The following is a 26257-nucleotide window of genomic DNA, read 5'->3' on the forward strand; positions in this document are numbered from 1 at the left end:
CCGTCGCCGATCACCGGGCTCAGCGCCAGTCGTACAGCTCCTTCTCCGACAGCGCATGCATCGAGGTGGCCAGTGCCTGGAAGGTCTGCATCGAGGCCCAGATACGACCATTGAGTTCGCTCTGCGCCGCCAGGTCGCCGAGCACCTGTTCGGTCTCGCGCTGCATGGCCTGCAGTACCTCGTCGGGGAAGCGCTTGAGCAGCGTGCCGCTCTTCTTCAACTCGTCCAGCGCCAGGGCGTTGTGGAACACGTAGTCGTCCATCATGTCCTGGGTCGCTGCGCGGGCCGCCTCGGTGACGATGGCCTGCAGGTCTGCCGGCAGGGCGTCGTAAGCCTTCTGGTTGATCAGCAGTTCGAGGACCGACTGCGGCTCCTGCCAGCCCGGGTAGTAGTAGTACCTGGCTGCCTTGTGCAGGCCGAAGGCCAGGTCGTTGTAGGGGCTGACCCAGTCTGTCGCATCGATGGCACCGGTCTGCAAGGCGGTGAAGATCTCGCCGCCAGGCATCACCACGGTGGTCGCACCAAGGCGGCTCCAGACTTCACCGCCGAGGCCCGGCATTCGGATCTTCAGGCCCTTGATGTCATCCAGGTTGTTGATTTCCTTGTTGAACCAGCCGCCCATCTGCATGGTGCTGTTGCCTGCGGTCAGCGGCTTGAGGCCGAACGGCGCGTAAGCTTCGTCCCATAGCGCCTGGCCACCGCCCTTGCTCAGCCAGGCGTTCATTTCCTGGGTGGACAAGCCGAAGGGCACCGCGCCGAAGAATTGCGCGGCCGGTACCTTGCCCTTCCAGTAGTAGGGCGTGCCGTGGCCCAGTTCGGCGGTACCGCGCGACACCGCATCGAACACTTCCAGCGCCGGCACCAGTTCGCCAGCGGCATAGACCTTGATGGTCAGGCGCCCGGCGCTCATGGCGTTGACGCGCTCGGCCAGGCGTTCGGCGGCAGTGCCGGTGCCGGGAGCGTTCTTCGGCCAGGTGGTGACCATCTTCCAGTGGAAGGTCTGAGCGGGGGCTGCGGCCTGGTCGGCCGGCTTGGAGTCGTCCTTGCAGCCGATCAGGCCAACGGCGAGCAGGGGCAGCAGAAGCAGGGCGGAAAGGCGCATGGAGTGGCTTCCAGATTTTTTTGTAGGAGCGAATTCATTCGCGATCCTGCTGGTACGGCGCCAACCCCATCGCGAATGAATTCGCTCCCACAAGGGCAAAAAGCCTTGTGGGAGCGGCAGCAGCTTAACGCCAGTCGTACAGTTCTTTCTCGGTCAGTGCCTGCATGGCGCTGGCCTCTTCGAGGAAGGCTTTCTGCGAAGCCCAGATGCGGCCGTTGAGGTCGTTCTCGGCTGCCAGGGTTTCGAGCACCACGTCGGATTGTTCGCGCATGGCCTGCAGCACTTCATCGGGCAGGCGCTTGAACTGCACGCCTTCGCTCTTCAGGCTTTGCAGCGCCTTGGCGTTGTTGAACACGTAGTCGTCCATCATGTCCAGGGTCGCGGCGCGCGCGGCTTCGACGACGATGGCCTGCAGGTCGGCCGGCAGCGCGTCGAAGGCCTTCTGGTTGACCATGGATTCGACCACGGCCTGCGGCTCCTGCCAGCCCGGGAAGTAATAGTACTTGGTGGCCTTGTGCAGACCGAAGGCCAGGTCGTTGTACGGACCGACCCAGTCGGTGGCATCGATGGCACCGGTCTGCAGGGAGGTGAAGATTTCGCCGCCGGGCAGGTTGACGGTGATCGCGCCAAGCTTGCTCCAGACTTCGCCGCCGAGGCCCGGCATGCGGATCTTCAGGCCCTTGATGTCATCCAGGCTGTTGATTTCCTTATTGAACCAGCCGCCCATCTGCATGGTGGTGTTGCCCGCCGACAGCGGTTTCACACCGTAGGGTGCATAGGTTTCGTCCCACAGCGCCTGACCGCCGCCCTTGCTCAGCCAGGCGTTCATTTCCAGGGTGGAGAGGCCGAACGGCACGCTGCTGAAGAACTGCGCAGCCGGTACCTTGCCCTTCCAGTAGTACGGGGTGCCGTGGCCCATCTCGGCGGTGCCGCGCGATACCGCGTCGAACACTTCCAGTGCGGGAACCAGCTCGCCGGCGGCGTAGACCTTGACGGTCAGGCGCCCGGCGCTCATGGCGTTGATACGCTCAGCCAGGCGCTCGGCAGAGGTGCCCAGACCGGGGAAGTTCTTCGGCCAGGAAGTGACCATCTTCCAGTGGAAGGTTTCTGCCGGTTTAGCGGCGGCCTGCTCGCTGGCAGCCTTTTCTTCTTTGCAGCCAACCAGGCCGATGGCGGCGATCAGCGCCAGAGCGGTGCCGAACAGATTGCGGCGATTCATCGATTATCTCCAGATACGGTGTGCTAACAGGCTTCGAGCTTGGCGTATGCCAGCATCAGCCACTTACTGCCTTCGTTTTCAAAATTCACCTGCACCCTGGCCTGCGCGCCGGCACCCTCGAAGTTGAGAATGGTGCCCTCGCCGAACAGGCTGTGGCGTACCCGCTGGCCCAGATTGAAGGGCGTCTGCGGCACGGCGCTACCGGCGAACAGGCTGCTACCGCTCATCGAGCTGGTGCTTACCGGGCGGCTGACGCTATTGCTCAGGCGTACTTCCTGAACCAGCGGTGCGGGGATTTCGCGGACGAAGCGCGAGACCTTGTTATAGGTCTCGCTACCGTAGAGACGCCGGGTTTCGGCGTAGCTGATCACCAGCTTCTGCATGGCACGGGTAATGCCAACGTAGGCCAGGCGGCGTTCTTCTTCCAGTCGGCCCGGTTCTTCCAGGCTCATCTTGTGTGGGAACAGACCCTCTTCCATGCCAACCAGGAATACCAGCGGGAACTCCAGGCCCTTGGCGCTGTGCAGGGTCATCAGTTGAATGCTGTCCTCGTTTTCGGCGGCCTGGGTGTCCCCGGCCTCCAGCGAGGCGTGGGTGAGGAAGGCCTGCAGCGGAGTCAGCTCGTCGTTTTCGTCGTTCTCGAAGGCGCGCGCGGCGCTGACCAGTTCCTCCAGGTTCTCCACCCGGGCCTGGCCCTTCTCGCCCTTTTCCGCCTCGTGGTAGGCGAGCAGCCCACTTTGCTCGATGACCACCTGGGTCATCTGGTGCAGGGGCATGGCCAGGACCTTCTCGGCCAGGCCTTCGATCAGCTCGATAAAACCGCTCAGGGCGCTCGAAGCGCGGCCTGGCAGGGCCTTGTTGGCAAGCATCAGGCGGATCGCTTCCCACATGTGCACGTCATGGGCGCGGGCGTACTCGCGGATGGTCTCGATGCTCTTCTCGCCGATGCCGCGTGCCGGCACGTTGATGATGCGCTCCAGCGCAGCATCGTTGCCGCGTCCGTCGAGCAGACGCAGGTAGGCCATGGCGTTCTTGATCTCGGCGCGCTCGAAGAAGCGCTGGCCGCCGTAGATGCGGTAGGGGATACGCTCGCGCAGCAGCGCCTCTTCCAGCACCCGCGACTGGGCGTTGGAGCGATACAGAATGGCGATCTCGCTGCGCTTGAGGCCGTCCTTGCGCAGCGCGTCCTCGATGGTCTCGACCACGTAGCGCGCTTCGTCATGCTCGTTGAAGGCGGCGTACAGGGCCAGCGGCTCGCCGTCGCTGCCATCGGTCCACAGCTCCTTGCCGAGGCGTCCGTTGTTGTTGGCGATCAGGGCGTTTGCCGCCTTGAGGATACCGGCGGTGGAGCGGTAGTTCTGCTCCAGGCGGATCACCTGGGTGTCGGGGAAGTCGCTGGAGAACTGCTGGATGTTCTCGATGCGCGCGCCGCGCCAGCCGTAGATCGACTGGTCGTCGTCGCCGACCACCATCAACGTGTCGCCGCCCTGGGCCAGCAGACGCAGCCAGGCGTACTGCACGGCGTTGGTGTCCTGGAACTCGTCGACCAGGATATGGCGGAAGCGCCGCTGGTAATGTTCGAGCAGGCCCGGCTTGTCGCGCCAAAGGTCGAGCGCGCGCAGCAGCAGCTCGGAAAAGTCGATCACCCCGGTGCGTGCGCAGGCCGCTTCGTAGGCCTCGTAGATACCGCGCATGGTGGCCAGGAACAGGTCGCCGCCAGCCTGAATATGCTGCGGGCGGAAGCCTTCGTCCTTCTGGCCGTTGATGAACCACTGCGCCTGCTTGGCCGGCCAGCGTTGTTCGTCCAGGCCCAGGTCACGGATCACTCGTTTGATCAGGCGCTGCTGATCGTCGGAGTCGAGAATCTGGAAATTCTCGGCCAGCCCGGCTTCCTGCCAGTGGGCGCGCAGCAGGCGATGGGCCAGGCCGTGGAAGGTGCCGACCCACATGCCGGCCGGGTTGTGGCCGAGCATCTGTTCGATGCGGTGGCGCATCTCGGCGGCGGCCTTGTTGGTAAAGGTCACCGACAGGATCGAATGAGGCGAAGCGCCCATCGCCTGGATCAGGAAGGCGATGCGGTGCACCAGCACGCGGGTCTTGCCCGAGCCGGCGCCGGCCAGCACCAGCTGGCGGCCGAGCGGGGCGGCCACGGCCTGGACCTGGGCGTCGTTGAGCGAAGCGAGGAGGAGTTCGGGGTCATTTTGCATCGCGGCATTCTAGGGGGCCGGGCAGGGGAGGGCAAACCGTCGGCCAGATGAGGCGAAACCGACCGGATCTAACCGACGACCGGCAGGTCAGGGCGCAGATGGGCGCAGGCAGGCGGCCAAGGGCCAGTACGATCTTGGGCGCCCGCCAAAAGTTGGCCATCACCCTGTGAAATGGTCCACATCTTTGTTGGGCACTGGGTCTGTCTCGGGTATTCTCCGGCGACGTCAGGGCTGAGAGCGCCCATATATACGCCGCAGACCCTTAGGCACCATTACAAGAACATCGCCTATGACCGCCACGACTAGCGCCGTAGTTCACGAGGTGACGCTGGACCCGCAGCAGGCTGCACGTCAGTTCGCCACGGACATTACCGTCGAGCGCACGCGCCTGTTGTTCCTGGGCTCGCGCCTGCCCACCCTGCTCATGCTGCTGGTCGGCCTGGCCTGCAGTCTGTTGCTGTGGAGTCAGCAGAGCGCGCCGTTGCTCGCGGCCTGGCTGGGCTGGGTGGTGTTGCTGGTGCTGCTGCGCCTGACTCAGGTGAATGCCTTCAACGAGGCGCTGCCCAGCCGCCAGGCCGAACCCTACTGGCAGCGCATCTTCCTCTTCGGCGCCGCCGCATCCGGCCTGACCCTGGCGTTCGCCGTGATCGTGCTGGTGCCGGCCGACGTGTTCTATCAGCAGGCGCTGGTCTATGGCCTGATCGGCGCGGCGATCCTTTCGGCCAGCGTGGCCTACGCCGTCAGCCTGCCTGCTTTTCTGAGTTTCGCCTTGCCGTGCCTGGTGCCTTCGGCCGCCTACCTGCTGCTGGCCGATAACGGCCTGCAACGCGGCTGGGGACTGCTCAGCGTGATCCTGTTTCTCGCCCTGCTGATCGTCGCCTGGCAGGTCAATCGGCTGGTGCAGCGCAGCCTGCTGCAGCGCTTTCACAACCTGGCGCTGATCAGCAATCTTGAGCATGCCAAGCGGCGCGCAGAAGGGCTCAACGAAGAACTGGCGCGCGAGGTGGAACAACGCCGCCGCGCCGAACGCGAATTGCGCGGTGCCCACGACGAGCTGGAAATGCGTGTGGCCGAGCGCACCCTGGAGCTGGACGAGGCGACCCACGCCCTGGGCAAGAGCCAGGCGCGCCTGGCCCTGGCGCTGGAGGCCAGTGAGCTGGGCTTGTGGGATTGGGACCTGGAAAGCGATCAGGTGCACCACTCGCACCTGCGCGAGCTGTTCGGTCTGGAACCGGGCCAGGTCAAGGTGATGCTGCGCGATCTGACGCCACGCCTGCATCCGGATGACTTGCCGCGGCTGCGCCGGGCGCTGGTCCAGCACCTCAAGGGGCGCAGCGAGGATTATCAGATCGAATACCGCGTGCGCCATGTCGATGGCCACTGGATTTGGGTCGAAGACCGTGGCCGCGCGGTCGAGCGCGATGCCGCCGGGCGTGTCCGGCGCATGCTCGGCACGCGGCGCGACGTCAGCGCGCGACGCCAGCAGGAGCAGCAACAGCGCCTTGCGGCGACCGTGTTCGAGGCGGCCAGCGAGGGTATCTTCATTCTCGACCCCGACTACCGCATGCTGGCGGTCAACCGCGCCTTCAGCTCGGTGACCGGTTACGGCAGCGAGGACGTGGTCGGGCGCACCGTGACCAGCCTGATCGGCAGCCGCGAGATGCACAGGCAGTACCAGTTGATCCGCCAGGAGCTGGACAGCAGCGGCACCTGGCAGGGCGAACTGATCGAGACGCGCAAGAGTGGCGAGCTCTATCCGCAATGGTTGCAGCTCAATCTGGTGCGCGATGCCAGTGGACGACCCAGCCATATCGTCGGCTTCTTCGCCGATCTCACCGCGCGGCGCGAGGCCGAGGAACGCCTGCGCTACCTGTCGCACTACGACGAGCTGACCGGCCTGGCCAACCGCGCCCTGTTCAAGGAGCGCCTGCACGAGGCCAGCCAGCGCGCGCGGCAGAGTGGTCGCAGCATCGCCCTGGTGCATATCGACCTGGACCGCTTCAAGCTGCTCAACGACAGCCTCGGCCATGAAGTGGCGGACCAGTTGCTGCGTCAGATCAGCCGCCGCCTGACCCATAACCTGCCCGAAGCTGACTGCATCGCGCGGCTGTCGGGCGATGAGTTCGCCGTCATCCTCGACGCCTACGGCAGCCTCTCAAGCCTGGCGCGGGTGGCCAGCCGGCTGTTGGCCAAGCTGCGTGTGCCGATGACCGTCGGCGGTCACGAGCTGGTGGTCAGCGCCTCCCTGGGGATCAGCCTGCTGCCGGACTACGCACGCGAAATCAGCGCGCTGATCAGCCAGGCCAACATGGCCGTGCAGCATGCCAAGCACCTGGGCGGCAATACCTTCCAGTTCTTCACCGACAACCTGCAGGCCTATACCCTCGAGCGCCTGCAACTGGAGAACCAGTTGCGCAAGGCGATCGACGAAGGTCAGCTGGAGGTGTTCTACCAGCCCAAGCTGAACCTCGCCGACGACCAGCTCAATGCCGCCGAAGCGCTGGTGCGCTGGCGCCATCCGCAGCAAGGGATGGTGGCGCCGGGCGAGTTCATCGGCCTGGCCGAAGAGACCGGGTTGATCGCGCCGATCGGCGAGTTCGTCCTGCGCCAGGCCTGCCAGCAGGCCTGCGAGTGGCAGCGCCAGGGGCTGGCGCAGATACGCGTGTCGGTCAACCTGTCGGTGCACCAGCTGCGCCAGGGCAATCTCACCAGCCTGGTCCGCCAGGTGCTCGAGGAAACCGGCTTGGCGCCGCAGTACCTGGAGCTGGAACTGACCGAAAGCCAACTGCTCGACAACGTCGAAAGCGTCATCGCCACCTTCCAGCAACTGCGTGCGCTGGGCGTGAAGCTGGCGATCGACGACTTCGGCACCGGCTACAGCTCGCTCAGCTACCTCAAGCGCTTCCCGGTGCACTACGTGAAGATCGACCAGACCTTCATCCGCGATCTCTCGCCCGGCAGCGAGGACGCGGCGATCACTCGCGCGATCATCGCCATGGCCCACAGTCTGGAGCTGAAAGTGGTCGCCGAGGGCGTGGAAACCCAAGCCCAGATGGACTTTCTCAAGAGCCAGAACTGCGACGAGATCCAGGGCTTTTTGATCAGCCGCCCGGTGGAGGCCAGCGCCTTCGCCGAACTGCTGCGCGCGCAGATCGACCACCCGCTGGACTGAGCGGCGTCTACCTCGCCCCGTCGCCGGATCTGACTCAGTTGCTCACTTGGCGAACAGCTGGCCGATGTCCTTGAACGCCTTGAATTCCAGGGCGTTGCCACAGGGGTCGAGGAGGAACATGGTCGCCTGCTCGCCGACCTGGCCCTTGAAACGCACATAGGGCTCGATGACGAATTGCGTCTCGCGGCTGCGCAGGCGCTCGGCCAGGGCTTCCCAGTCGGCCCAGCCGAGCACCACGCCGAAGTGCGGCACCGGCACGTCGTGGCCATCCACCGGGTTGCTCACGGCCGCTTCCTGGTAGGCCATCTTCGGCGCCTCGTGGATCACCAGCTGATGGCCGAAGAAATCGAAATCGACCCAGTGATCGCTGCTGCGCCCTTCGGCGCAACCGAATACCTCGCCATAGAAATGCCGCGCTGCGGCGAGATCGAAAACGGGAATCGCCAGGTGAAAGGGAGCAAGGGCCATCACGCATTACCTCTGGTTATTGTCTGTCGGGCTAGCCTAGCAACAGCCAAATCGATTGAAAGCGAATATCCTTTCTAGCAAGCTCAAATAATTTTGATCAATCGAGACGCTCATGCTGCGCGAGCTGAAAACCTTCGTCACCGTGGCCCGCCTGGGCACCTTCGCCGCTGCCGGGCAGCAGGTCGGCCTGACCCAGTCGGCGGTCAGCGCGCAGATCCGCGTACTGGAACAGCACCTCGGCGTACGCCTGTTCGACCGCAGCGGCCGCGCCGCCGTGCTCAACGCCGCCGGTCGCCACGCTCTGCCATTGGCTGAGCAGATGCTGGCGCTGTATGCGCAGATGGCCCTGCCGCAGGCCGCTGATCAGTGGCAGGGCGAATTGCGCGTCGGCGCCATCGCCACCCTGCAGACCGGGCTGCTGGCCGAGGCGCTACCGCGCTTTCGCCAGCTGGCGCCGCGGGTCGAACTGAAGCTGGTGCCGGGGGTGTCGCTGCAGCTGTTCACCCAGCTCGATGCCGGCGAGCTGGACCTGGCCCTGCTGATCAAGCCGCCGTTCCCATTGCCCAAGGAGCTGCTGGAGGTACCGCTGGCGCGCGAGCCCTTCGTGCTCATCGCACCGCTGGACGCAGCCGGCGACGATCCGCTGCAGTTGCTCGCCGAGCACCCATTCGTGCGATACGACCGGGCCTCGTTCGGTGGCCGCCAGGTCTGCCGCTTCCTGCGCGAGCAGCGGCTGGCGGTGCGCGAGGCGCTGGAGCTGGACGAGGTGGAGGCCATCGTGCGTCTGGTGGAGAACGGCATGGGTGTGTCGCTGGTGCCGCGTGCCGGCCTGTGGCTGCAGCGGCCGACCCGCCTGCGGGTGATCGAGCTCGGCGAACTGGCCTTCCACCGTGAACTGGTGGCGCTGTTGCGGCGTGCGCAGCGCCAGCCGGCGTTGGACTGTCTGCTGGATTGCCTGCGGGGCTAATCCTTGGGAGGTCGTAGCCTGCATGCAATCCGGAACAGTAGTCGCCCTGTGCCTGTTCATCTGGACTCGCCCAGAGAAGCTCAGGGCCGGTTGGGCGTGCGCCGATTTTTGTGGGAGCGGATTGTGGGAGCGGACTTGTCCGCGAATGGCGCAGCAGGAAAAGCTTCGCGGTCAAGACCGCTCCTACGGTATGAGTGGCGAGCCGCCGTGCGCTTGCACCGTTTTTGTGGGAGCGGACTTGTCCGCGCTGGCAGCCAGGTAGGGTGCGCGAAGTACCGCCCATAAAAAATGCCGCGCGGCTTGGCAGCGGCGCGGCATTGGCTACAGCTGGGACCTGTGCGGCGATCAGAACGCCGGTATGACGGCGCCCTTGTATTTCTCTTCGATGAACTGCTTGGTCTCGGCGCTGTGCAGGGCCTTGACCAGCTTCTGCACGGCGTCGCTGTCCTTGTTGTCGGCGCGGGTCACCAGGATGTTGACGTACGGCGAGTCGCTGCCTTCGATGGCCAGGGCGTCCTGGGTCGGGTTCAGCTTGGCTTCCAGGGCGTAGTTGGTGTTGATCAGGGCAACGTCGACCTGGCTCAGCACGCGCGGCAGGGTGGCCGCTTCCAGTTCACGCACCTTGATGCCTTTCGGGTTCTCGACGATGTCCTTCGGCGTGGCGAGGATGCCGGCTTCCGGCTTGAGGGTGATCACACCGGCCTTCTGCAGCAGCAGCAGGGCGCGGCCGCCGTTGGTGGCGTCGTTGGGGATGGCCACGGTGGCGCCTTGCGCCAGCTCGTTGAGGCTCTTGATCTTGCTGGAGTAGGCGCCGAAGGGCTCGACGTGCACACCGCCGACGCTGACCAACTCGGTCTTGCGGCTGGCATTGAACTCGTCTAGGTACGGCTGGTGCTGGAAGAAGTTGGCGTCGAGGTTCTTCTGCTGTACCTGCAGGTTGGGCTGCACGTAGTCGGTGAACACGCGCACCTTCAGCTCCACGCCTTCTTTGGCCAGGGCCGGTTTGACGAACTCGAGGATCTCCGCGTGCGGCACCGGGGTGGCGGCGACGCTCAGGGTTTCGGCCTGGGCCGAGAAGGCCGCGCAGGCGGCGATTGCAGTCAGCAGCTTCTTCATTTCAAGGTTCCTTTTGGGAAGGTTGGTGCGGGTCTCGCGGGTGGCGAGTCGCCGCTTTTCATCATTTGCGGGAAAAATGCACAACCAGCCGGTCACCGACCATCTGCAGCACCTGCACCAGGATCAGCAGCAGAATCACGGTCACGGCCATCACGTCCGGCTGGTAGCGTTGGTAGCCATAGCGTACGGCCAGATCGCCGAGGCCGCCGCCGCCGATCAGGCCGCTCATGGCGGTGTAGGAGACCAGGGTAATCGCAGTGACGGTGGTGGCCGCGAGCAGACCGGGCAGCGCCTCGGGCAGCAGCGCGCGGGTGATGATCTGCCAAGTGCTGGCGCCCATCGCCTGGGTCGCCTCGATGATGCCGCGCTCCACTTCGCGCAGGGCGGTTTCCACCAGGCGGGCGAAGAACGGCGTGGCGCCCACCACCAGCGGCGGAATGGCGCCAGCGACGCCCAGCGAGGTGCCGACCAGTAGCTCGGTGAAGGGGATCATCAGGATCAAGAGGATGACGAAGGGCACCGAGCGTAGGATGTTCACCACCAGCGACAGCGCACCGTACAGGGCCTTCTGCTCGAACAACTGGCGCGGGCCGGTGAGGAACAGCAGCACGCCGAGCGGCAGGCCGAGCAGCACGGTGAACAACATCGAGCCGAGCAGCATGTTCAGAGTATCGAGGCTGGCCTGCCAGATTTCCGGCCAGAAGACGTTGGGTAGCAGTTGTTCGAGCATCAGCGCAGTACCTCCAGATGCACGTCGGCGGCTTCGAAGCGCGCCAGCGCGGCGTCGATGTCGCCACCGGTGAGGGCCAGCGTGAGCTGGCCGTAGGGGGTGTCCTTGATGCGGTCGATGCGTCCGGCAAGGATGCTGTAGTCCACGCCGGTCTCGCGGGCCACGGTGCCCAGCAGCGGCGCGTAGGTGGCTTCGCCCTGGAAGGTCAGGCGCAGGATGCGTCCCGAAACGTGGGCGAAGTCGTCGTGCTGCTCGGCCTCGTCGACATGCTCGGACTCCTGCACGAAGCGCCGCGTGGTCGGGTGCTGCGGGTGCAGGAACACCTCGGCCACCGGACCTTCCTCGACGATGACGCCAGCGTCCATCACCGCCACGCGGTCGCAGACGCGGCGGATCACATCCATCTCGTGGGTGATCAGCACGATGGTCAGGCCCAGCTCGCGGTTGATCTCGGCCAGCAGCTGCAGCACGGCGGTGGTGGTCTGCGGGTCGAGAGCGCTGGTGGCTTCGTCGCACAGCAGGATCTTCGGCCGTGTGCTCAGCGCACGGGCGATGCCGACACGCTGTTTCTGCCCGCCGGAGAGCTGCGCGGGGTATTTGTTGGCGTGATCCTGCAGGCCGACGCGGGCCAGCAGCTCAGCGACGCGGGCGTCGATCTCGGCGCGGCTCAGCTCGCCAGCCAGGCGCAGCGGCATGGCGATGTTGCCGGCGACGGTTTTCGACGACAGCAGGTTGAAATGCTGGAAGATCATCCCGACCTGTTGGCGGAAGCGGCGCAGGCCATTGGCATCGAGGGCGGTGACGTCGACGCCGTCGATCTCGATGCGCCCGCCGGAGGGTTCTTCCAGGCGGTTGATCAGGCGCAGCAGGGTGCTCTTGCCGGCGCCGGAGTGGCCGATGATGCCAAACACCTGGCCGTTGCCGATCTGCAACGTGGTGGGCTGCAGCGCCGGAATCTCGCGGCCTGCGACACGGTAGGCCTTGTGGACGGATTGAAACTGGATCACGCGAACGACCTTTTGGGTGTGTTCAAGGGCGAGCCTCAAGGTGGAAGGGGCCGGCCATCGGGCGCCGGGTGGGCGCAAAAGGGCGCTAGTCTACCCGGCGGTGTTTAGGCCGAGAAAATCTTTGTTGGCCTATGGTTATTACAAATCGGAATTAACGATCAGCGGCGGTCTCAGCGCCTGTTTCACTGACGCTGCGGGCTCAACAGTAGGCGCGGTACCTGTTGCGGCGCGATCTTCTGGCTTAGCTGCGGACGGAAGCTCGGGTCGAGCTTCTTGATACGAGCCGAGAGCAGTGCCGCGACCCAGGGATAGTCCTTGGCCTCGCGTACTTCGATGCGCACGGCGCAGCGAAAGGTCACGACGTCCGCTGCCACGCTGTCGAGCAGGCGGCGCAATTGCTGGTTGTCCTGGCTGTCCAGCATAGGCAACGCCACCGAACTGGTGGCCGCGCTGGGGTCGATCACTCGGGCGGCAGGCGTGCTCTCGGCCTCTGGTGCCGGCTCGCTCGCAGGCGCCGTTGCGACGGATGCTCTGGCCAGGCGCTGCTGGCGCAGTTGCTCCTGGCGCTCGGCGTCGAGTTTGGCGGCAGCTTCGCGTGCCTGCTGTTCGGCTGCAGCCTGGCGTGCGGCGCGGGCGCTATCGATGGCCTGGTTGAGGTCGTGACTCAATGACGGTGCCTGCGGCATCAGGCTGCGAGCCTGGCCCAGCGCTTGTGCGGCGAGGTCCAGATCGCCCTGCTGCAGCGCTTCCTGGCCCCGCTCCATATAGGCTTCGGCCAGTTGGCGCTGGTACTGCTCCAGGCGTGTGTCGCGGCTGGCGCGTTGCTGCAGTGCGCCGAGCTGGCTACGCGCATCGTCGAGACGCTCCTCGGCCAGGCTCAGGTCGAGCTGGCGGAAGGCGAGGACCAGATCATCGACCGGCGGGAGACTCTGCTGCTGGCTGCTCTGGCAACCGATCAGCAGCAGAACCAGCAAAAGAGGAAGACCGCGAAAAGCGAACGACTTCATGACTACGCGTCTCGAATTGTGCAAAAAACGCGCAATCATACAGGTTCGTACTGCTGATTTCACCTTGATCGGTCGCGCCGTAGCCCGGATGCAATCCGGGGAAAACGTGCTGGAGCATTCCCGGATTGCATCCGGGCTACGCAGAGCGCGCCATCAGGCGCTGCGCCTGGGCAGTGCGAAGCTGGCCAGGAACAGCGCCGCGGCGCTGACCACGATGGAAGGCCCGGCCGGTGTGTCCTGGTACCAGGACAGCGCCAGGCCGCAGCACACCGCCAGCAGCCCGAGCAGGCTGGCGCCCACGGCCATCTGCTCCGGCGTGCGCGCGTGACGCTGGGCGGCAGCCGCGGGGATGATCAGCAGAGAGGTGATCAGCAGCACGCCGACGATCTTCATCGCCACGGCGATCACCACGGCGATCAGCAGCATCAGCGCCAGGCGAATCGCCGCCACCGGCAGGCCTTCGACCCGCGCCAGCTCCTCGTGCACGGTGATCGCCAGCAGCGGTCGCCACAGCCAGGCCAGCAGCGCCAGCACCAGCGTGCTACCGCCGATGATCCAGGCCAGATCGTTGGGGCTGACGGCGAGCAGGTCGCCGAACAGGTAGCTCATCAGGTCGATGCGCACGTCATGCATGAAGCTCAGCGCCACAAGGCCCAGCGACAGGGTGCTGTGGGCGAGGATGCCCAGCAGGGTGTCGGAGGCCAGCGGCTGGCGCTGTTGCAGGGTCACCAGCAGCACGGCGAGCAGCACGCAGCCGACGGTCACGGTGAGGGTCGGGCTGACGTCGAGCAGCAGGCCCAGCGCCACGCCGAGCAGGGCGGCGTGGGACAGCGTGTCGCCGAAATAGGCCATGCGTCGCCACACCACGAAGGAGCCGAGCGGGCCGGCCACCAGGGCCAGCGCCAGGCCGGCGAGCAGGGCGTTGAGAAGGAAATCGGGCATCAGTGTTTGCAGTCCGGGCCGTGAACGTGAGCCGGGCCGTGAATGGTCAGGCCGGGCTTGACCACGCCGCCATGCAGGTCGTGAGCATGGTCGTGGTGGTGGTGATAGACGGCCAGGCTCTTGGCGTCCTGGCCGAACAGCTCGATGAAGGCGGGATCGAAGCTGACCTGTTCCGGGTGGCCGGAGCAGCATACGTGGCGGTTAAGGCAGACCACCTGATCGGTGGCGCTCATCACCAGGTGCAGGTCGTGCGAGACCATCAGCACGCCGCAGCCGTGACGCTCGCGCAGCCGCGAGATCAGCCGGTACAACTCGGCCTGGCCGGCGACGTCGACGCCCTGCACCGGCTCGTCGAGCACCAGGAGTTGCGGCTCGCGCAGCAGGGCGCGGGCCAGCAGCACGCGCTGCATCTCGCCGCCGGAAATGCTCTGTAGCGGGCTGTCGATCACCTGCTCGGCACCGACTTCAGCCAGTGCCGACAGCGCGCGTTTGCGATCCACGCCTGGCACCAGGCGCAAGAAGCGCAGCACCGACAGCGGTAGGGTGGCGTCGACATGAAGTTTCTGCGGCATGTAGCCGATGCGCAGACGCGGTGTACGGCGCACGCTGCCACGCTCAGGCTGCAGCAGGCCGAGCACCACCCGTACCAGGGTGGTCTTGCCGGCGCCGTTGGGGCCGATCAGGGTGACGATCTCGCCGGGTTGTACGCTGAGCTGCACGTCGTCCAGCACTGGCTGGCCGTTGAAGCTGACAGCGACGCCGTCGAGGCGGATCAGCGCTTCGCTCATGCCGCGCCCTTGCAGCCTGCGCATAGGCCGACGACTTCCACGGTCTGGCTTTCCACGGCGAAACCGACGCCGGCTGCGCCGTCGACGATGGCCTGGCTGATGGCGGGCTGCTCCAGTTCGGTCGCCGCATGGCAGGCCCGGCAGATCAGGAACTGGCCCTGATGCGCGTGCTCCGGATGGCTGCAGCCGACGAAGGCGTTGAGTGACGCGATGCGGTGCACCAGGCCGTTTTCCAGGAGGAAGTCCAGCGCGCGGTAGACCGTGGGCGGCGCGGCGCGGCGGCCATCTTCATCACTCAGCACGCCGAGAATGTCGTAGGCGCCGAGCGGTTTGTGGCTGGCCCAGACCAACTCCAGCACGCGTTTGCGCAGGGCGGTCAGGCGCAGGCCCTGGCGAGCGCAGATGGCTTCGGCTTCAGCCAGCGCATGGCTGACGCAGCGGGAATGGTCGTGTGGGCGTGAAGCCAGAGGCGTGTCGGTCATGGGCAAGGACGGCGCTGGTAAGAGACGTTATTATATTACCCATTCAATTCCATCCGAGTATTCCCCGTGTTGCGTCTTTTCTGTCTCTTTACCCTTCTTTTCGTCGCCAGCGCCCAGGCCGAGGTGCGTGTTCTGACCAGTATCAAACCGCTGCAACTGATCGCCGCGGCGGTACAGGACGGTGTTGGCGAGCCCGAAGTGCTGCTGCCGCCGGGCGCCTCGCCGCACCACTATGCGCTGCGTCCTTCCGACGTACGGCGAGTGCGCGAGGCCGACTTGCTGTACTGGATCGGCCCGGACATGGAAGCCTTCCTGCCCCGCGTCCTGAGCAGCCGCAACAAACCGCAGGTGGCCGTGCAGGATCTGCCCGGCATGACCCTGCGTCACTTTGGCGACAGCCATGGCGAGCATGACCACGACCACCAACACGACGATCATGATCATGAGCACGCCCATGCCGGTGACGACCTGGGGCACGATCACGACCATCGCCCGGGCAGCCTGGATGCCCATTTGTGGCTGGCCGCGGACAACGCCAAGGTGATCGCCGCGCGCATGGCCGCGGACCTGGCCAAGCTGGATGCTGCCAACGCCGGGCGTTACGCCGCCAATCTGCAAGCCTTCGAAGCGCGCCTGGACGCGCTCGATGGCCGTATCCGCCCGCAACTGGCCGAACTTCAAGGCAAGCCCTACTTCGTTTTCCACGAGGCCTTCGACTATTTCGAGGCTGCCTATGGCCTCAAGCACGCCGGCGTGTTCAGCGTGCTGACCGAAGTCCAGCCCGGTGCGCGGCATGTCGCTGCCATGCGCGAGCGCCTGCAGCAGACCGGCCCGAGTTGCGTCTTCAGCGAACCGCCGCTGCGCCCGCGCCTGGCGGAAACCCTCACCGCGGGCCTGCCGGTCAAGCTGGCGGAGCTGGATGCGCTGGGCGGCACCCTGCCGGTCGACGCCAGCGGTTACGAGCAGCTGCTGGATAACCTGGCAAACGGCCTCAGCGAGTGCCTGAATAGCCTGTAAGGGTCGCATTGGAGAATCCAGCGGCAGACCCTGTGTAGGAGCGAATTCATTCGCGATTGAAGTGCCCCGGATTGCATCCGGGCTACGGGTCGGCTGTTGTGGGAGGGGCTTCAGCCGCGACGAACCGAGCTACGAACTGTAACCAGCGTCGCATTGCCGCTGGCTGGCGCAAACCACTAGGCTTGCGCTTTTGCCGCGAGCGCCCGCCATGTCGCCAACCGCACCTCGTCCGTCCAACGCCACGCTGGTGCTGCTGGCTTCGCTCTATTGCGCGCAAGGCCTGCCGTCCGGATTGATCGCCCACTCGTTGCCGGTGCTGCTGCGTCAGCATGGCGTCGACCTGGCACTGATCGGTCTGCTCAAACTGCTGGCGCTACCCTGGCTGCTTAAGGTGTGCTGGGCGCCCTGGATCGACCGCCTGGCCTCGCCTCGACTGGGCCACCATCGTGGCTGGATCCTGCCGCTGCAGACGGGCGTCATCGTCTGTGTCGCCGCACTGGCGCTGCTAGCTCCGCAGACGCTGTTTGGCTCCAGCCTGTGGCTTTTGCTCGGCCTGCTGTTGTTGATCAACCTGCTGGCCTCGACCCAGGACGTGGCCACCGATGGCCTAACCGTACGCCTGTTGCCCGAACGCTGGCGCGGCCTGGGCAACAGCCTGCAGGTCGGTGGCTACAAGGTCGGCATGATCGTCAGCGGCAGCGGACTGCTGCTGGTGATCGACCCGCTGGGCTGGAACCTGGCGGTGGGGCTGGTGGCCGGCCTGATCCTGCTGATGACCGTGCCGATCTGGTTGTTCCCCGAGCGCCGTGTCCTGCCCTTTCAGCCTGCTCTGGCGGAGCGTGCCCTTGGCCCGCGACTGTTGCTCGATCACTACCGCGGCCTGCTGGCGCAGCCGGGCATGCTGCTGTGGCTGGCGGTGGTGCTGACCTTCAAGCTCGGCGACTCGCTGGGCTCGCCGATGATCAAACCGATGCTGGTGGATCAGGGCTGGAGCACGGGCGCGCTTGGCCAGCTAACCCTGATCAGCAGCCTGGCCGGCATCGCTGGCGCTGTGCTCGGCGGCCTGCTCTACGCGCGCATCGGCGTGCTGCGGTCGCTGATGCTGTTCGGCGCGCTGCAGGCCATCGGCATCGCCGCCCTGGCGTTGCTGGTGGGGCAGGGCGCCAACACTGGGTTGGTCTACGTCGTGACCCTGTTCGAGCAGATAGCCGATGGCATGTCCACCGTTGCCCTGTTCGCCGCGATGATGCGCATGTGCCGCGCCGAACACGAAGGCGCCGACTTCACTCTACAGGCGTCGGCGCAACTGCTGTTGTCCGGCTTCGTCGGCGCCAGCAGTGGAGTGCTGGCCAAGGCGTTGGGGTACGAGGGTTTGTTCCTGGCTGCTGGAGGGCTGGGAATGCTGGTGTTGCTTGTGGTGTTCGCGCACGCGCGCCGATCAGTAGCCTGAGCGACGTTGGCGCGAGCCAGTAGCCCGGATGCAATCCGGGGAAGGTGCCGGTCATTCCCGGATCGCTTCCGGCTGCACGTCTATGCCCAGTGCCTCCCGTGCCGCTCCAGCAGGTGCTGCAGTTGCTCCGGCCCATCGCTGCCGGCCGGGTAGGGTCGCGGGCTTTGATAATGCTGGTGCCAGCCCTGCAGGATCGGGTCGACCCATTGCCAGGCGGCCTCGACTTCATCGCGGCGCATGAACAACGTCGAGTCGCCGTCGATCACGTCGAGCAGCAGGCGCTCGTAGGCGTCCCAGCGGCGCTGCTGGTTGAAGGCGTTGGCCAGGTTGAGATCCAACTCCACCGGCTTCAGGCGCATGCCCTTGCCGGGATTCTTGGCCATCAGTTGCAGGCTGATGCGCTCTTCCGGCTGCAGGCGGATCAGCAGCTGGTTGGCTTCGCCGCCATTGAACAGGCGGTGCGGCACCGGTTTGAACTGGATGAGAATTTCCGAGGTTTTCTTCGCCAGACGCTTGCCAGTGCGTAGGTAGAACGGCACGCCAGCCCAGCGCCAGTTGTCGATTTCCACCTGCACGGCGACGAAGGTTTCGGTGTCGCTGTCGTTGTCGACGTTCTTCTCGAAGTAGTAGGCGGGGACATCGTGGCCGCCGATCTTGCCGGCGGTGTACTGGCCGCGCACGGTCTTGTCCTGCACGTCGAGGCCGGAGATGGGTTTCAGCGCTTCGAGGATCTTCACCTTCTCGTTGCGTACTGCCTCGGCGTCGAATCGTACCGGCGCCTCCATGGCCACCAGGCAGAGCAGTTGCAGCAGGTGGTTCTGGATCATGTCGCGCATGGCGCCGGCCTTGTCGTAGTAGCCGCCGCGGTTTTCCACGCCGAGGGTTTCGCAGACGCTGATCTGCACGTGGTCGATGTGACCGGCGCGCCATACCGGTTCGAACAGGGCATTGGCGAAGCGCAGCGCCATGAGGTTCTGCACAGTTTCCTTGCCCAGGTAGTGATCGATACGAAACACCCGCGCCTCATCGAACACGGCGCCGATGGCAGCGTTGATCGCGCGGGCCGACTCCAGCGAGTGGCCGATGGGTTTTTCCAGCACGATGCGTGCCGCCGGCCCGGCCAGGCCGGTGTTGGCCAGGTGCGCGGCGATGTCTTCGAACAGGCTCGGTGCGGTGGCCAGGTAGTAGACCCGCACACGCTGTTCATCACGCCCCAGGCGCTTGGCCAGGCGGCCGAAATCGGCGCTCTGCGCGGCGTCCATGGCGAAGTAGTCGAGGCGTGCGGCGAAGCTGGCCCAGGCCTCGTTGGTGAAATCGGCACGGGCGACCTGGGCGCGGCAGTGGCGCTCGGCAAGGGCCTGGTAGGCCTCGCGGGTGTGGCTGCTGCGAGCCAGGGCGAGGATGCGCACATCGGCGTGTAGGCGCCCTTCGCGGTGCAGGTGATAGAGCGCCGGCAGCAGCTTGTGCAGGGCCAGATCGCCCGTGCCACCGAAGACCAGCATGTCGCAGGGAATACTCAAGGGAAACACTCCGACTCGTTTAGCGGACCGTTGCAAACTACCTGCGTTTGCAGGAAGGAGGCGGTGAAAAACGCCCCAAGAATGCCTGTGTTTTTGCGGCGTGCCCGATGTTTGAAACATTCGTTCAGCTGTTCGGCAGCCGCTTGGCTGTGCGCGAGCGCGAGCTATGTAGTATAACTACAAGGTCACTACAACCGCCGACCGCCGATCATAACCGAGCCGAGACTCGCCGAGCGCCGCGGTAGACCCTTTTCTGCATAGAGCCTATCTCCGTGAATCTGTTGCAACACATCGCCCAGTCGCGCCACCTGCTGCGCAAGTCCGAGCTCAAGGTGGCCGATCACGTCTTGCTCGATCCTGCATCGGTGATGCATAGCTCCATGGCCGAGCTGGCGCACAGTGTCGGCATCAGCGAGCCGACCATCGTGCGTTTCTGCCGCGCCATCGGTTGCAGTGGTTTCCAGGACCTCAAGCTGAAACTGGCGCAGAGCCTGGCCGCCGGTGCCAGCTTCGGTCAGTTCGCGATTCACGAGGATGACTCGGTCGCCGACTTCAGCCTGAAGATCTTCGACACCACCCTGCATACGCTGATGGAGGTGCGCGAGAAGCTCGACCCCGAGGCCCTGCAGCGCGCCATCGCCGCTTGCTCCAATGCGCAGCGCGTGGAGTTCTACGGCTTCGGTGCCTCCGGCGCCGTGGCGGCCGATGCCCAGCACAAATTCTTCCGCCTGTTGCTCAACGCCGCGGCCTATTCCGACCCGCACATGCAGGCGATGAGTGCGGTGACCCTGCAGCCGGGCGATGTGGCAGTGTGCATTTCCCAGTCCGGGCGTTCCAAGGACCTGCTGATCACCGCCAATCTGGTGCGTGAATCCGGCGCCAGCCTGATCACCCTGTGCCCGAGCCAGACTCCGCTGGCGGAGCTGTCGACCGTGAACCTGGCCATCGACGTGCAGGAAGACACCGAGATCTACACCCCGCTGACCTCGCGCATCGCCCACCTGGTGGTGATCGACGTACTCGCCATGGGCGTGGCCATGGCGCGGGGCCCGAGCCTGGTCAACCACCTCAAGAGCGTCAAGCGCAGTCTGCGCAGCCTGCGCCTGTCGCCAAAGTCCCTGCGCAGCAGCGAGGACTGAGCGCGCGGTTTCACCGCCTGTTCATCTGCCCGCCGCAAAAGCGTCATCTGCCCGGAGCAAGCTGAGGCCTCCAGTCCTCGTTCCGGGAGAACCGAGATGCCTCGTATCTTCGATGACGCGCAACTGCACGACCAACCCGACGCCAAGACCCGGCGCAAACTGCAAGACCAGCGCCGCATGGCCTATCGCCGGGCCATCGAAAATTATGCCGAGCAGTGCCAGCTGCAACGCGAGCTTGCCGACTTCCCCGAGCTGGTGCCCGCCAGCTACGCGCAGCGCAGCGAACGCACCTCGCGCCGCGCCGCCTGACTCCTCTCGTCGCCCTGCCTGCCTGCGGGCAGGGCAATGAGCTTGCCCGATTCTACGAACTTGTTGCCCGGTTCTGCCTATCTCATCTGCAGGCGGCGACAGCCGCTTTTGCGCCCACTAAAGTGACGCTCCGGCCCCTTGCGTGCGGGCCTGACCGGGATCGCCAGCGCGGCCTGGCGAAATGACTTAGACACCATCAGAAAGGTGGGCAGACCATGATTACCCTGAATCTCAACGGCCAGGAGCATGAACTGGACGTGGCAGGCGATATGCCGCTGCTCTGGGCCTTGCGCGACGTCGCCAATCTCACTGGCACCAAGTACGGCTGTGGCATGGCCCTGTGCGGCGCCTGCACGGTGAATGTCGATGGCCAGCCGACCCGCTCCTGCGTCACGCCGGTATCGGCGGTGGCCGGCAAACGCATCAGCACCATCGAGGCGGTCGGCGAAGACGCCGTGGGCAAGGTGGTGCAACAGGCCTGGCGCGAGCTGGACGTGGTGCAGTGCGGCTACTGCCAGTCCGGGCAGATCATGGCCGCCACGGCGCTGCTGAGCAGCAACAAGGCGCCGAGTGACGCCGACATCGATGCGGCCATGAGCGGCAACATCTGCCGCTGCGCCACCTATGTGCGGATTCGCGCCGCCATCCACCAAGCGGCTGGTCAGCTGGCCTGAGGAGCGTCGAATCATGGGCAAGATCGAAACCCCCGATAGCGCCACGCGCGGCATTCTCAATGTCAGCCGTCGCAGCCTGCTCAAGGGCGCCGGCGGCCTGGCGCTGGGCATCTTCTTCGCGCCGCTGTTGCGCGGCATGGATGCACTGGCCGCAAGTGGCCCGCTGGAGCCGAACGCCTTCGTGCGCATCGACCTCGATGGCACGGTGACCGTGCTGGCCAAACACCTGGAAATGGGCCAGGGCAGCTACACCGGCCTGGCCACGCTGTTGGCCGAAGAACTGGACGCGGACTGGGACAAGGTGCGCGTCGAAGGCGCGCCGGCCGATGTGAAGCGCTACAACAACCTTGCCTTTGGCCCGATGCAGGGTACTGGCGGCAGCACCGCCATGGCCAACTCCTGGGAGCAGATGCGCAACGCCGGTGCGACCGCCAAGGCCATGCTGGTGGCTGCGGCCGCGCAGCGCTGGGGCGTGCCTGCGAGTGAAATCAGCGTCGACAAGGGCGTGGTCAGTCACGGCGGTTCCGGGCGCAGCGCCGGCTTTGGCGAACTGGTCGAGGCCGCCGCGCAACTGCCGGTGCCCGAGCAGGTGCAGCTCAAGAACCCCAAGGACTTCAAGCTGATCGGCAAGCGCGAACTGCGCCGCAAGGACAGTCCGGGCAAGACCGATGGCAGCGCCATCTTCACCCAGGACTTCAAGCTGCCCGGCATGCTGGTGGCCATGGTCGCCTATCCGCCGCGTTTCGGCGGCGTGCCACGCTCGGTCGATAGCAGCAAGGCCAAGGCCGTGCGTGATGTGGTCGAAGTGGTGGAGTTTCGCGACCTGCCCCACGGCCGTTCGGGGGTCGCCGTGCTGGCGAAGAACACTTGGGCGGCGCGTCAGGGTCGTGATGCGCTGGTGATCGACTGGGACGAGAGCCAGGCCTTCACCCTCGGCAGCGAGGAGATTCTCGCGCAATACCGCGACAGCGCGGGCAAGCCCGGTTTACCGGCGACGAGCAAGGGCGACGCCGATGCGGCGCTGGCCAAGGCCGCCAAAGTGGTCGAGGCCGACTACGAATTCCCTTACCTGGCTCATGCGGCGATGGAGCCGATGAATTGCCTGGTGAAACTCTCCGACGAGCGCTGCGAGATCTGGAATGGCGAGCAATTCCAGACTGTCGACCAGGCCATCATCAGCAACTACCTGGGCTTCAAGCCCGAACAGGTTTCGCTGACCCAGCTGTACGCGGGCGGCAGTTTCGGTCGTCGCGCCAGTTCGCAGTCGGATTACCTGCTGGAAGCGGTGGCGTTCACCAGGGCCGCGCGCGACAAGGGCGTCGATGCGCCGGTGAAGATGGTCTGGACCCGTGAGGACGACACCCGTGGCGGGTTCTTCCGGCCGATGTACGTGCACCGTGCACGCATTGGTCTGGACGAGGCCGGCAAGTTGCAGGCCTGGCACAACCGCATCGTCGGCCAGTCAATCATGACCGGCACTTCGATGGAGCCTTTCATGATCAAGGATGGTGTCGACCATACTTCGGTCGAGGGTATTTCCAACCTGTCCTACGCGGTGCCCAACCTGCAGGTGGAGCTGAGCACGCCGAGCAATATCAAGGTGCCGGTGCTGTGGTGGCGTTCGGTCGGTCATACCCACACCGGTTATGTCGCCGAAACCATGATCGACGAGGCGGCCGTGGCGGCCGGGCAGGACCCCTACGCGTTCCGCCATGCGCTGCTGGACAGCCAGCCGCGTCATCGCGGTGTGTTGGAGCTGGCCGCCAAGCAGGCCGGCTGGGACAAGCCGCTGGCTGCCGGCGCCGAGGGTGAGAAGCGCGGGCGTGGTATTGCCGTGCATGAATCGTTCGGCTCGTTCGTCGCGCAGGTCGCCGAGGTCACGGTCAAGGCCGATGGCAGCTATCGCCTGGACCGTGTGGTGTGTGCCGTGGACTGCGGCATCGCGATCAACCCGGATGTGATCAAGGCGCAGATGGAAGGCGGTATCGGCTTCGCCCTGGCGGCTGCCCGGCACAGCGCGATCACCTTGAAGGAAGGCCGGGTCGAGCAGTCGAACTTCCACGACTTCCAGGTGCTGCGCATGAACGAGATGCCCAAGGTTGAAGTGCATATCGTGCCGTCTGCGCAGAACCCCACCGGTGTCGGTGAGCCGGGCGTGCCGCCGCTGGCGCCGGCCCTGGCCAACGCCCTGTTCGCCGCCACTGGCGTGCGCCTGCGCAAGCTGCCGTTCCCGGCGCAGATCACGGCCTGACCGAAGGCGCGGTAAACACGACGCCCGGGCAGTTGCCCGGGCGTTTTGGTTTGTGGGGGGCACTGTGGGAGGTGCTTTAGCGGCGAGATTGCTGCAAAGGTGTCGCGGCTAAAGCCCCTCCCACAGGGGGAAATCAATCGTGCCTCGGGAGGTCGTTCTTGTGTAGGAGGCGCTTTAGCGGCGAGCTTTGGCCATTGATCGCGGCTGAAGCCGCTCCTACGGGATCGTATCGGGCGTGTTCAGCATGTAGGGTGTTTAGCCCACCAGACCAGCCGTGGTGGGCTGAAGCCCACCCTACATGTAGCCCGGATGCAATTCGGGGCTTCGCTCAGGAGGCAGTCAGTCTGGCCGCGCTTTCGATCTCGCTGCAATCTTGCGGCGTTGGCGTATGGATCGCCGCCTGGCGATGCTTGAGCATGCCGCCTGTGCGCTGGTTGATGGCCGCGGTCATCTCGGCGAGGATCGCCGTGGCCACGCTTTCCGGCGTGTCGCCGCCGATATCCAGGCCGATGGGGTAGTGCAGGCGCTCCAGTGCCGGCAACTGCTCGGTATGCTGACGGATCTCGTTCAGCAGGCGTTCGGTGCGGTCACGCGGCCCCAATTGGCCGATATAGGCAGGCGAACCCTGCAGCACGCTGCCGAGCCAGTGACGATCCTGGCTGTAGCTGTGGCTCATGATCGCCACCAGGGCGCCGTCAGTTAGGGCGTGCAGATCGTAGGGTGGCTTGGCATCGACCTGCAGCACCGCATCCGCATCGGGGAAGCGTTCAGCGCGGGCGAAATGGGCGCGGCCATCAACCACCGTAACGTGCCAGTCCAGCAGTTTGGCCATATGCGTCAGCGGCTGGGCATCATGCCCGGCGCCAAAGATCACCAGGCGCCGCTGCGGCGCCAGATACTCGCAGAAAACCTCGATCTCGCCGCGCTCATCGCGGTAGCTGCGCAGCAAGGAGCGGCCATCGGTCAGGGTTCGTTGCAGGCCGGCGCGAACCTCGGCGTCGAGTTCAGGATCGAGCAGGCGATCGCTGTCGCTAAGTGCGGGATGCAGGTACAAGCGATCACCGACACGCACGCGGGCGTTGCGATAGCGGCCGATCACCGTGGCGACTGCCCCAGCCTGACCGCTTTCGCGCACCTGACGTAAGAGATCGAGCACCACCAGCGGCTTTTCCGCGCTGTGGCGTTCGAGCAGCACATGCACGGTGCCGTTGCAGCCGAGGCCGAAAGTCAGCGCGGCGTCCTGGTCGTCATCGTCTTCCTCGGTGGCCGTGCTGTAGCGGCGAATCACCGGCTCACCGCTATCTGTTAGCCACCAGGCCTTCTTCGCCACTTCGGACTCCAGGCAACCGCCGCTGATGGTGCCGACGGTGCCGCCATACAGCGGGATCAGCATGCGCGCGCCGGGGCGGCGATAGGCCGAGCCTTCGACCTTGACCACGGTGGCGAGCACGGCCTGGCCATTGTCGCGCTCCAGCGCGCGCATGGCCTCGAGCAGGGCGCTGATTCCCGACAGCATAGAGTTCTCCCGGACGGGTTTGGCGGTGTGATTCCAGGTTGGCAATGTCGCTCAGGTCAGTCGGGAAAGGTTAGGCCGATTCTGCGAGATTCTTGCCCGATCCTGCGTGGCTACCCTCGAAACGCTCGGCCAACTTGACGATGCGAGCACGTTCGGTGCGGATGTAATCGACGAAAGCCTGTGCTACAGGGGACAACCTGCGGCCGCGAATATTCACTACGCACCAGCTTCTTTGCAGCGGTAGCTCGGCCACTGGCAGTTCGCGCAGCAGGCCGTGCTGCAGCTCCAGGCGCACCGCATGGCGCGGTAGCAAGGCAATACCAAGCCCGGCCAGCACCGCTTCGCGCTGCGATTCCAGTGAACCGATCTCCAGCGTATGCGGGAAATGCGCGCGTTTCTGGTGGCAGTACTCCTCGCAGGCCCGGCGGGTACCGGAGCCGCTTTCGCGAATCAGCAGCGGATAGGCGGTTAGATCCTGCAACTGGAGACTGTCCGCCTCGCACAGCGGGTGATCTGGCGGCGCCACGGCGATGATCGGGTTGTTGAGAAAGGGCATGAAGTCCAGCGCCAGGTCCTGCGGCACCTGACTCATGATCATCAGGTCGTCGCGGCTGAGGGTCAGGCGACGCACAGCCAGAGCGTGGTTGACCACCGTAAGGTTGAGGCTGACTTCCGGATACTGGCGGCGAAAATCGGCGAAAAGGTGGGGAATGAAGTATTTGGCGCTGGATTCCACGCACAAATTGAGCTGCCCCTGCAGCGAGCCCTGCAAGTCGGACAACTGCATATCCAAGCTTTCCAGGCGGCCGAAAATGTCGCTGCTGGCGCGGCGCAGCGCTTCGGCGGCCTCGGTGAGGTAGAGCTTTTTGCCGACGTACTCGAACAGCGGCTGGCCGACCAGATCTTCCAACTGACGAATCTGCAGGCTCACGGCCGGTTGGGTCAGCGCCATTTCGTCGGCCGCACGGCTGTATGAGCCGTGCTCGCACACCGCCCGGAATAAGTGAAGCTGGCGCAAGGTCATGCGCAGCAGGGTTTTACGCACGTTTTCGTCCTCGTTCGATCAACGTATAAGTAATTACTTATGCACGATCAAATAATTATTCATTTTGGTTAATTCGTATAGCCGGATAGGGTTTCACCACGTTTGCAACCAACTGTTGCAGCGTCCCTT

General features: G+C 65.2%; 22 protein-coding genes. 8 read left to right on the plus strand and 14 right to left on the minus strand.

Going from position 1 to position 26257, the window contains the following annotated elements; genetic code table 11:
• Positions 1-19 precede the first annotated feature (19 nt).
• The 3 genes from B2U07_RS08630 to uvrD form a co-directional block, all read right to left on the minus strand.
• Complete coding sequence (locus tag B2U07_RS08630) at positions 20-1102, minus strand: TRAP transporter substrate-binding protein (RefSeq protein WP_275546368.1); 1083 nt, start codon at positions 1100-1102, stop codon at positions 20-22.
• A 124-nt stretch (positions 1103-1226) separates the two neighbouring features.
• Positions 1227-2321 (minus strand): TRAP transporter substrate-binding protein, encoded by a 1095-nt coding sequence (locus B2U07_RS08635; RefSeq protein WP_275546369.1) that lies wholly within the window; start codon positions 2319-2321, stop codon positions 1227-1229.
• Positions 2322-2344: 23 nt separating this feature from the next.
• Complete coding sequence (uvrD, locus tag B2U07_RS08640) at positions 2345-4528, minus strand: DNA helicase II (protein WP_275546370.1); 2184 nt, start codon at positions 4526-4528, stop codon at positions 2345-2347.
• A 289-nt stretch (positions 4529-4817) separates the two neighbouring features.
• Here uvrD and B2U07_RS08645 point away from each other — a divergent pair, with 289 nt between their 5' ends.
• Complete coding sequence (locus tag B2U07_RS08645; RefSeq protein ID WP_296276802.1) at positions 4818-7700, plus strand: GGDEF and EAL domain-containing protein; 2883 nt, start codon at positions 4818-4820, stop codon at positions 7698-7700.
• 42 nt (positions 7701-7742) lie between these two features.
• Here B2U07_RS08645 and B2U07_RS08650 read toward each other — a convergent pair whose 3' ends face one another.
• Positions 7743-8168, minus strand: a complete 426-nt coding sequence (locus B2U07_RS08650; protein WP_197858891.1) for a VOC family protein — start codon at positions 8166-8168, stop codon at positions 7743-7745.
• Positions 8169-8280: 112 nt separating this feature from the next.
• Here B2U07_RS08650 and B2U07_RS08655 point away from each other — a divergent pair, with 112 nt between their 5' ends.
• Positions 8281-9135 carry a LysR family transcriptional regulator gene (locus tag B2U07_RS08655; protein ID WP_275546372.1) on the plus strand — a complete coding sequence of 285 codons (855 nt, stop codon included), beginning with the start codon at positions 8281-8283 and terminating at the stop codon, positions 9133-9135.
• Between the two features lie 345 nt (positions 9136-9480).
• On the opposite strand, the gene B2U07_RS08660 is transcribed toward B2U07_RS08655, so the two are convergent.
• From B2U07_RS08660 to zur, 7 genes are all read right to left on the minus strand, one after another.
• A complete protein-coding gene (locus B2U07_RS08660; RefSeq protein WP_275546373.1) occupies positions 9481-10251 on the minus strand; it encodes a MetQ/NlpA family ABC transporter substrate-binding protein in 771 nt (256 codons plus the stop codon).
• Between the two features lie 61 nt (positions 10252-10312).
• The gene (locus B2U07_RS08665; RefSeq protein WP_074676952.1) at positions 10313-10981 is read right to left on the minus strand and encodes a methionine ABC transporter permease; all 669 of its coding nucleotides are present in this window, start codon (positions 10979-10981) and stop codon (positions 10313-10315) included.
• Positions 10981-11988 carry a methionine ABC transporter ATP-binding protein gene (locus tag B2U07_RS08670; RefSeq protein ID WP_275546374.1) on the minus strand — a complete coding sequence of 336 codons (1008 nt, stop codon included), beginning with the start codon at positions 11986-11988 and terminating at the stop codon, positions 10981-10983. The genes B2U07_RS08665 and B2U07_RS08670 overlap by 1 nt, the downstream gene beginning before the upstream one ends.
• A 182-nt stretch (positions 11989-12170) precedes the next feature.
• Complete coding sequence (locus B2U07_RS08675; RefSeq protein WP_275546375.1) at positions 12171-12995, minus strand: PA5502 family lipoprotein; 825 nt, start codon at positions 12993-12995, stop codon at positions 12171-12173.
• Between the two features lie 153 nt (positions 12996-13148).
• Positions 13149-13937 carry a zinc ABC transporter permease subunit ZnuB gene (gene znuB / locus B2U07_RS08680; protein WP_275546376.1) on the minus strand — a complete coding sequence of 263 codons (789 nt, stop codon included), beginning with the start codon at positions 13935-13937 and terminating at the stop codon, positions 13149-13151.
• Positions 13937-14725: a zinc ABC transporter ATP-binding protein ZnuC gene (znuC, locus tag B2U07_RS08685; protein WP_275546430.1), complete on the minus strand. Its 789-nt coding sequence runs from the start codon at positions 14723-14725 to the stop codon at positions 13937-13939. Before znuC ends, znuB begins: the two co-directional genes overlap by 1 nt.
• On the minus strand, positions 14722-15207 hold the full coding sequence (gene zur, locus B2U07_RS08690; RefSeq protein WP_197858884.1) for a zinc uptake transcriptional repressor Zur: 486 nt from the start codon (positions 15205-15207) through the stop codon (positions 14722-14724). Before zur ends, znuC begins: the two co-directional genes overlap by 4 nt.
• Before the next feature lie 66 nt (positions 15208-15273).
• Between zur and znuA the strand changes: the two genes are divergently transcribed.
• Positions 15274-16224 carry a zinc ABC transporter substrate-binding protein ZnuA gene (znuA, locus tag B2U07_RS08695; protein ID WP_275546377.1) on the plus strand — a complete coding sequence of 317 codons (951 nt, stop codon included), beginning with the start codon at positions 15274-15276 and terminating at the stop codon, positions 16222-16224.
• Between the two features lie 208 nt (positions 16225-16432).
• The gene (locus B2U07_RS08700; RefSeq protein ID WP_275546378.1) at positions 16433-17674 is read left to right on the plus strand and encodes an MFS transporter; all 1242 of its coding nucleotides are present in this window, start codon (positions 16433-16435) and stop codon (positions 17672-17674) included.
• Between the two features lie 80 nt (positions 17675-17754).
• On the opposite strand, the gene zwf is transcribed toward B2U07_RS08700, so the two are convergent.
• Entirely contained in the window at positions 17755-19176 is a 1422-nt protein-coding gene (gene zwf / locus B2U07_RS08705; protein ID WP_275546431.1) for a glucose-6-phosphate dehydrogenase, read from the minus strand.
• A gap of 290 nt (positions 19177-19466) precedes the next feature.
• On the opposite strand from zwf, the gene hexR reads away from it, so the two are divergent.
• The 4 genes from hexR to B2U07_RS08725 all read left to right on the plus strand — a co-directional run bounded on the left by hexR (position 19467) and on the right by B2U07_RS08725 (position 23567).
• Complete coding sequence (hexR, locus tag B2U07_RS08710; RefSeq protein WP_197858880.1) at positions 19467-20333, plus strand: transcriptional regulator HexR; 867 nt, start codon at positions 19467-19469, stop codon at positions 20331-20333.
• A 96-nt stretch (positions 20334-20429) separates the two neighbouring features.
• The gene (locus B2U07_RS08715; protein ID WP_197858879.1) at positions 20430-20642 is read left to right on the plus strand and encodes a PA3496 family putative envelope integrity protein; all 213 of its coding nucleotides are present in this window, start codon (positions 20430-20432) and stop codon (positions 20640-20642) included.
• Positions 20643-20857: 215 nt separating this feature from the next.
• On the plus strand, positions 20858-21316 hold the full coding sequence (locus tag B2U07_RS08720) for a (2Fe-2S)-binding protein (RefSeq protein WP_275546379.1): 459 nt from the start codon (positions 20858-20860) through the stop codon (positions 21314-21316).
• A 13-nt stretch (positions 21317-21329) separates the two neighbouring features.
• Positions 21330-23567: a xanthine dehydrogenase family protein molybdopterin-binding subunit gene (locus B2U07_RS08725; protein WP_275546380.1), complete on the plus strand. Its 2238-nt coding sequence runs from the start codon at positions 21330-21332 to the stop codon at positions 23565-23567.
• Between the two features lie 328 nt (positions 23568-23895).
• Here the strand turns inward: B2U07_RS08725 and B2U07_RS08730 are convergent, their stop codons facing one another.
• A complete protein-coding gene (locus tag B2U07_RS08730; RefSeq protein ID WP_296276812.1) occupies positions 23896-25083 on the minus strand; it encodes an XdhC family protein in 1188 nt (395 codons plus the stop codon).
• A 70-nt stretch (positions 25084-25153) separates the two neighbouring features.
• Complete coding sequence (locus B2U07_RS08735; protein WP_275546382.1) at positions 25154-26128, minus strand: LysR family transcriptional regulator; 975 nt, start codon at positions 26126-26128, stop codon at positions 25154-25156.
• Between the last annotated feature and the right edge of the window lie 129 nt (positions 26129-26257).

The organism is Pseudomonas sp. UBA7530 (assembly GCF_002479365.1).
Lineage (GTDB): Bacteria > Pseudomonadota > Gammaproteobacteria > Pseudomonadales > Pseudomonadaceae > Aquipseudomonas.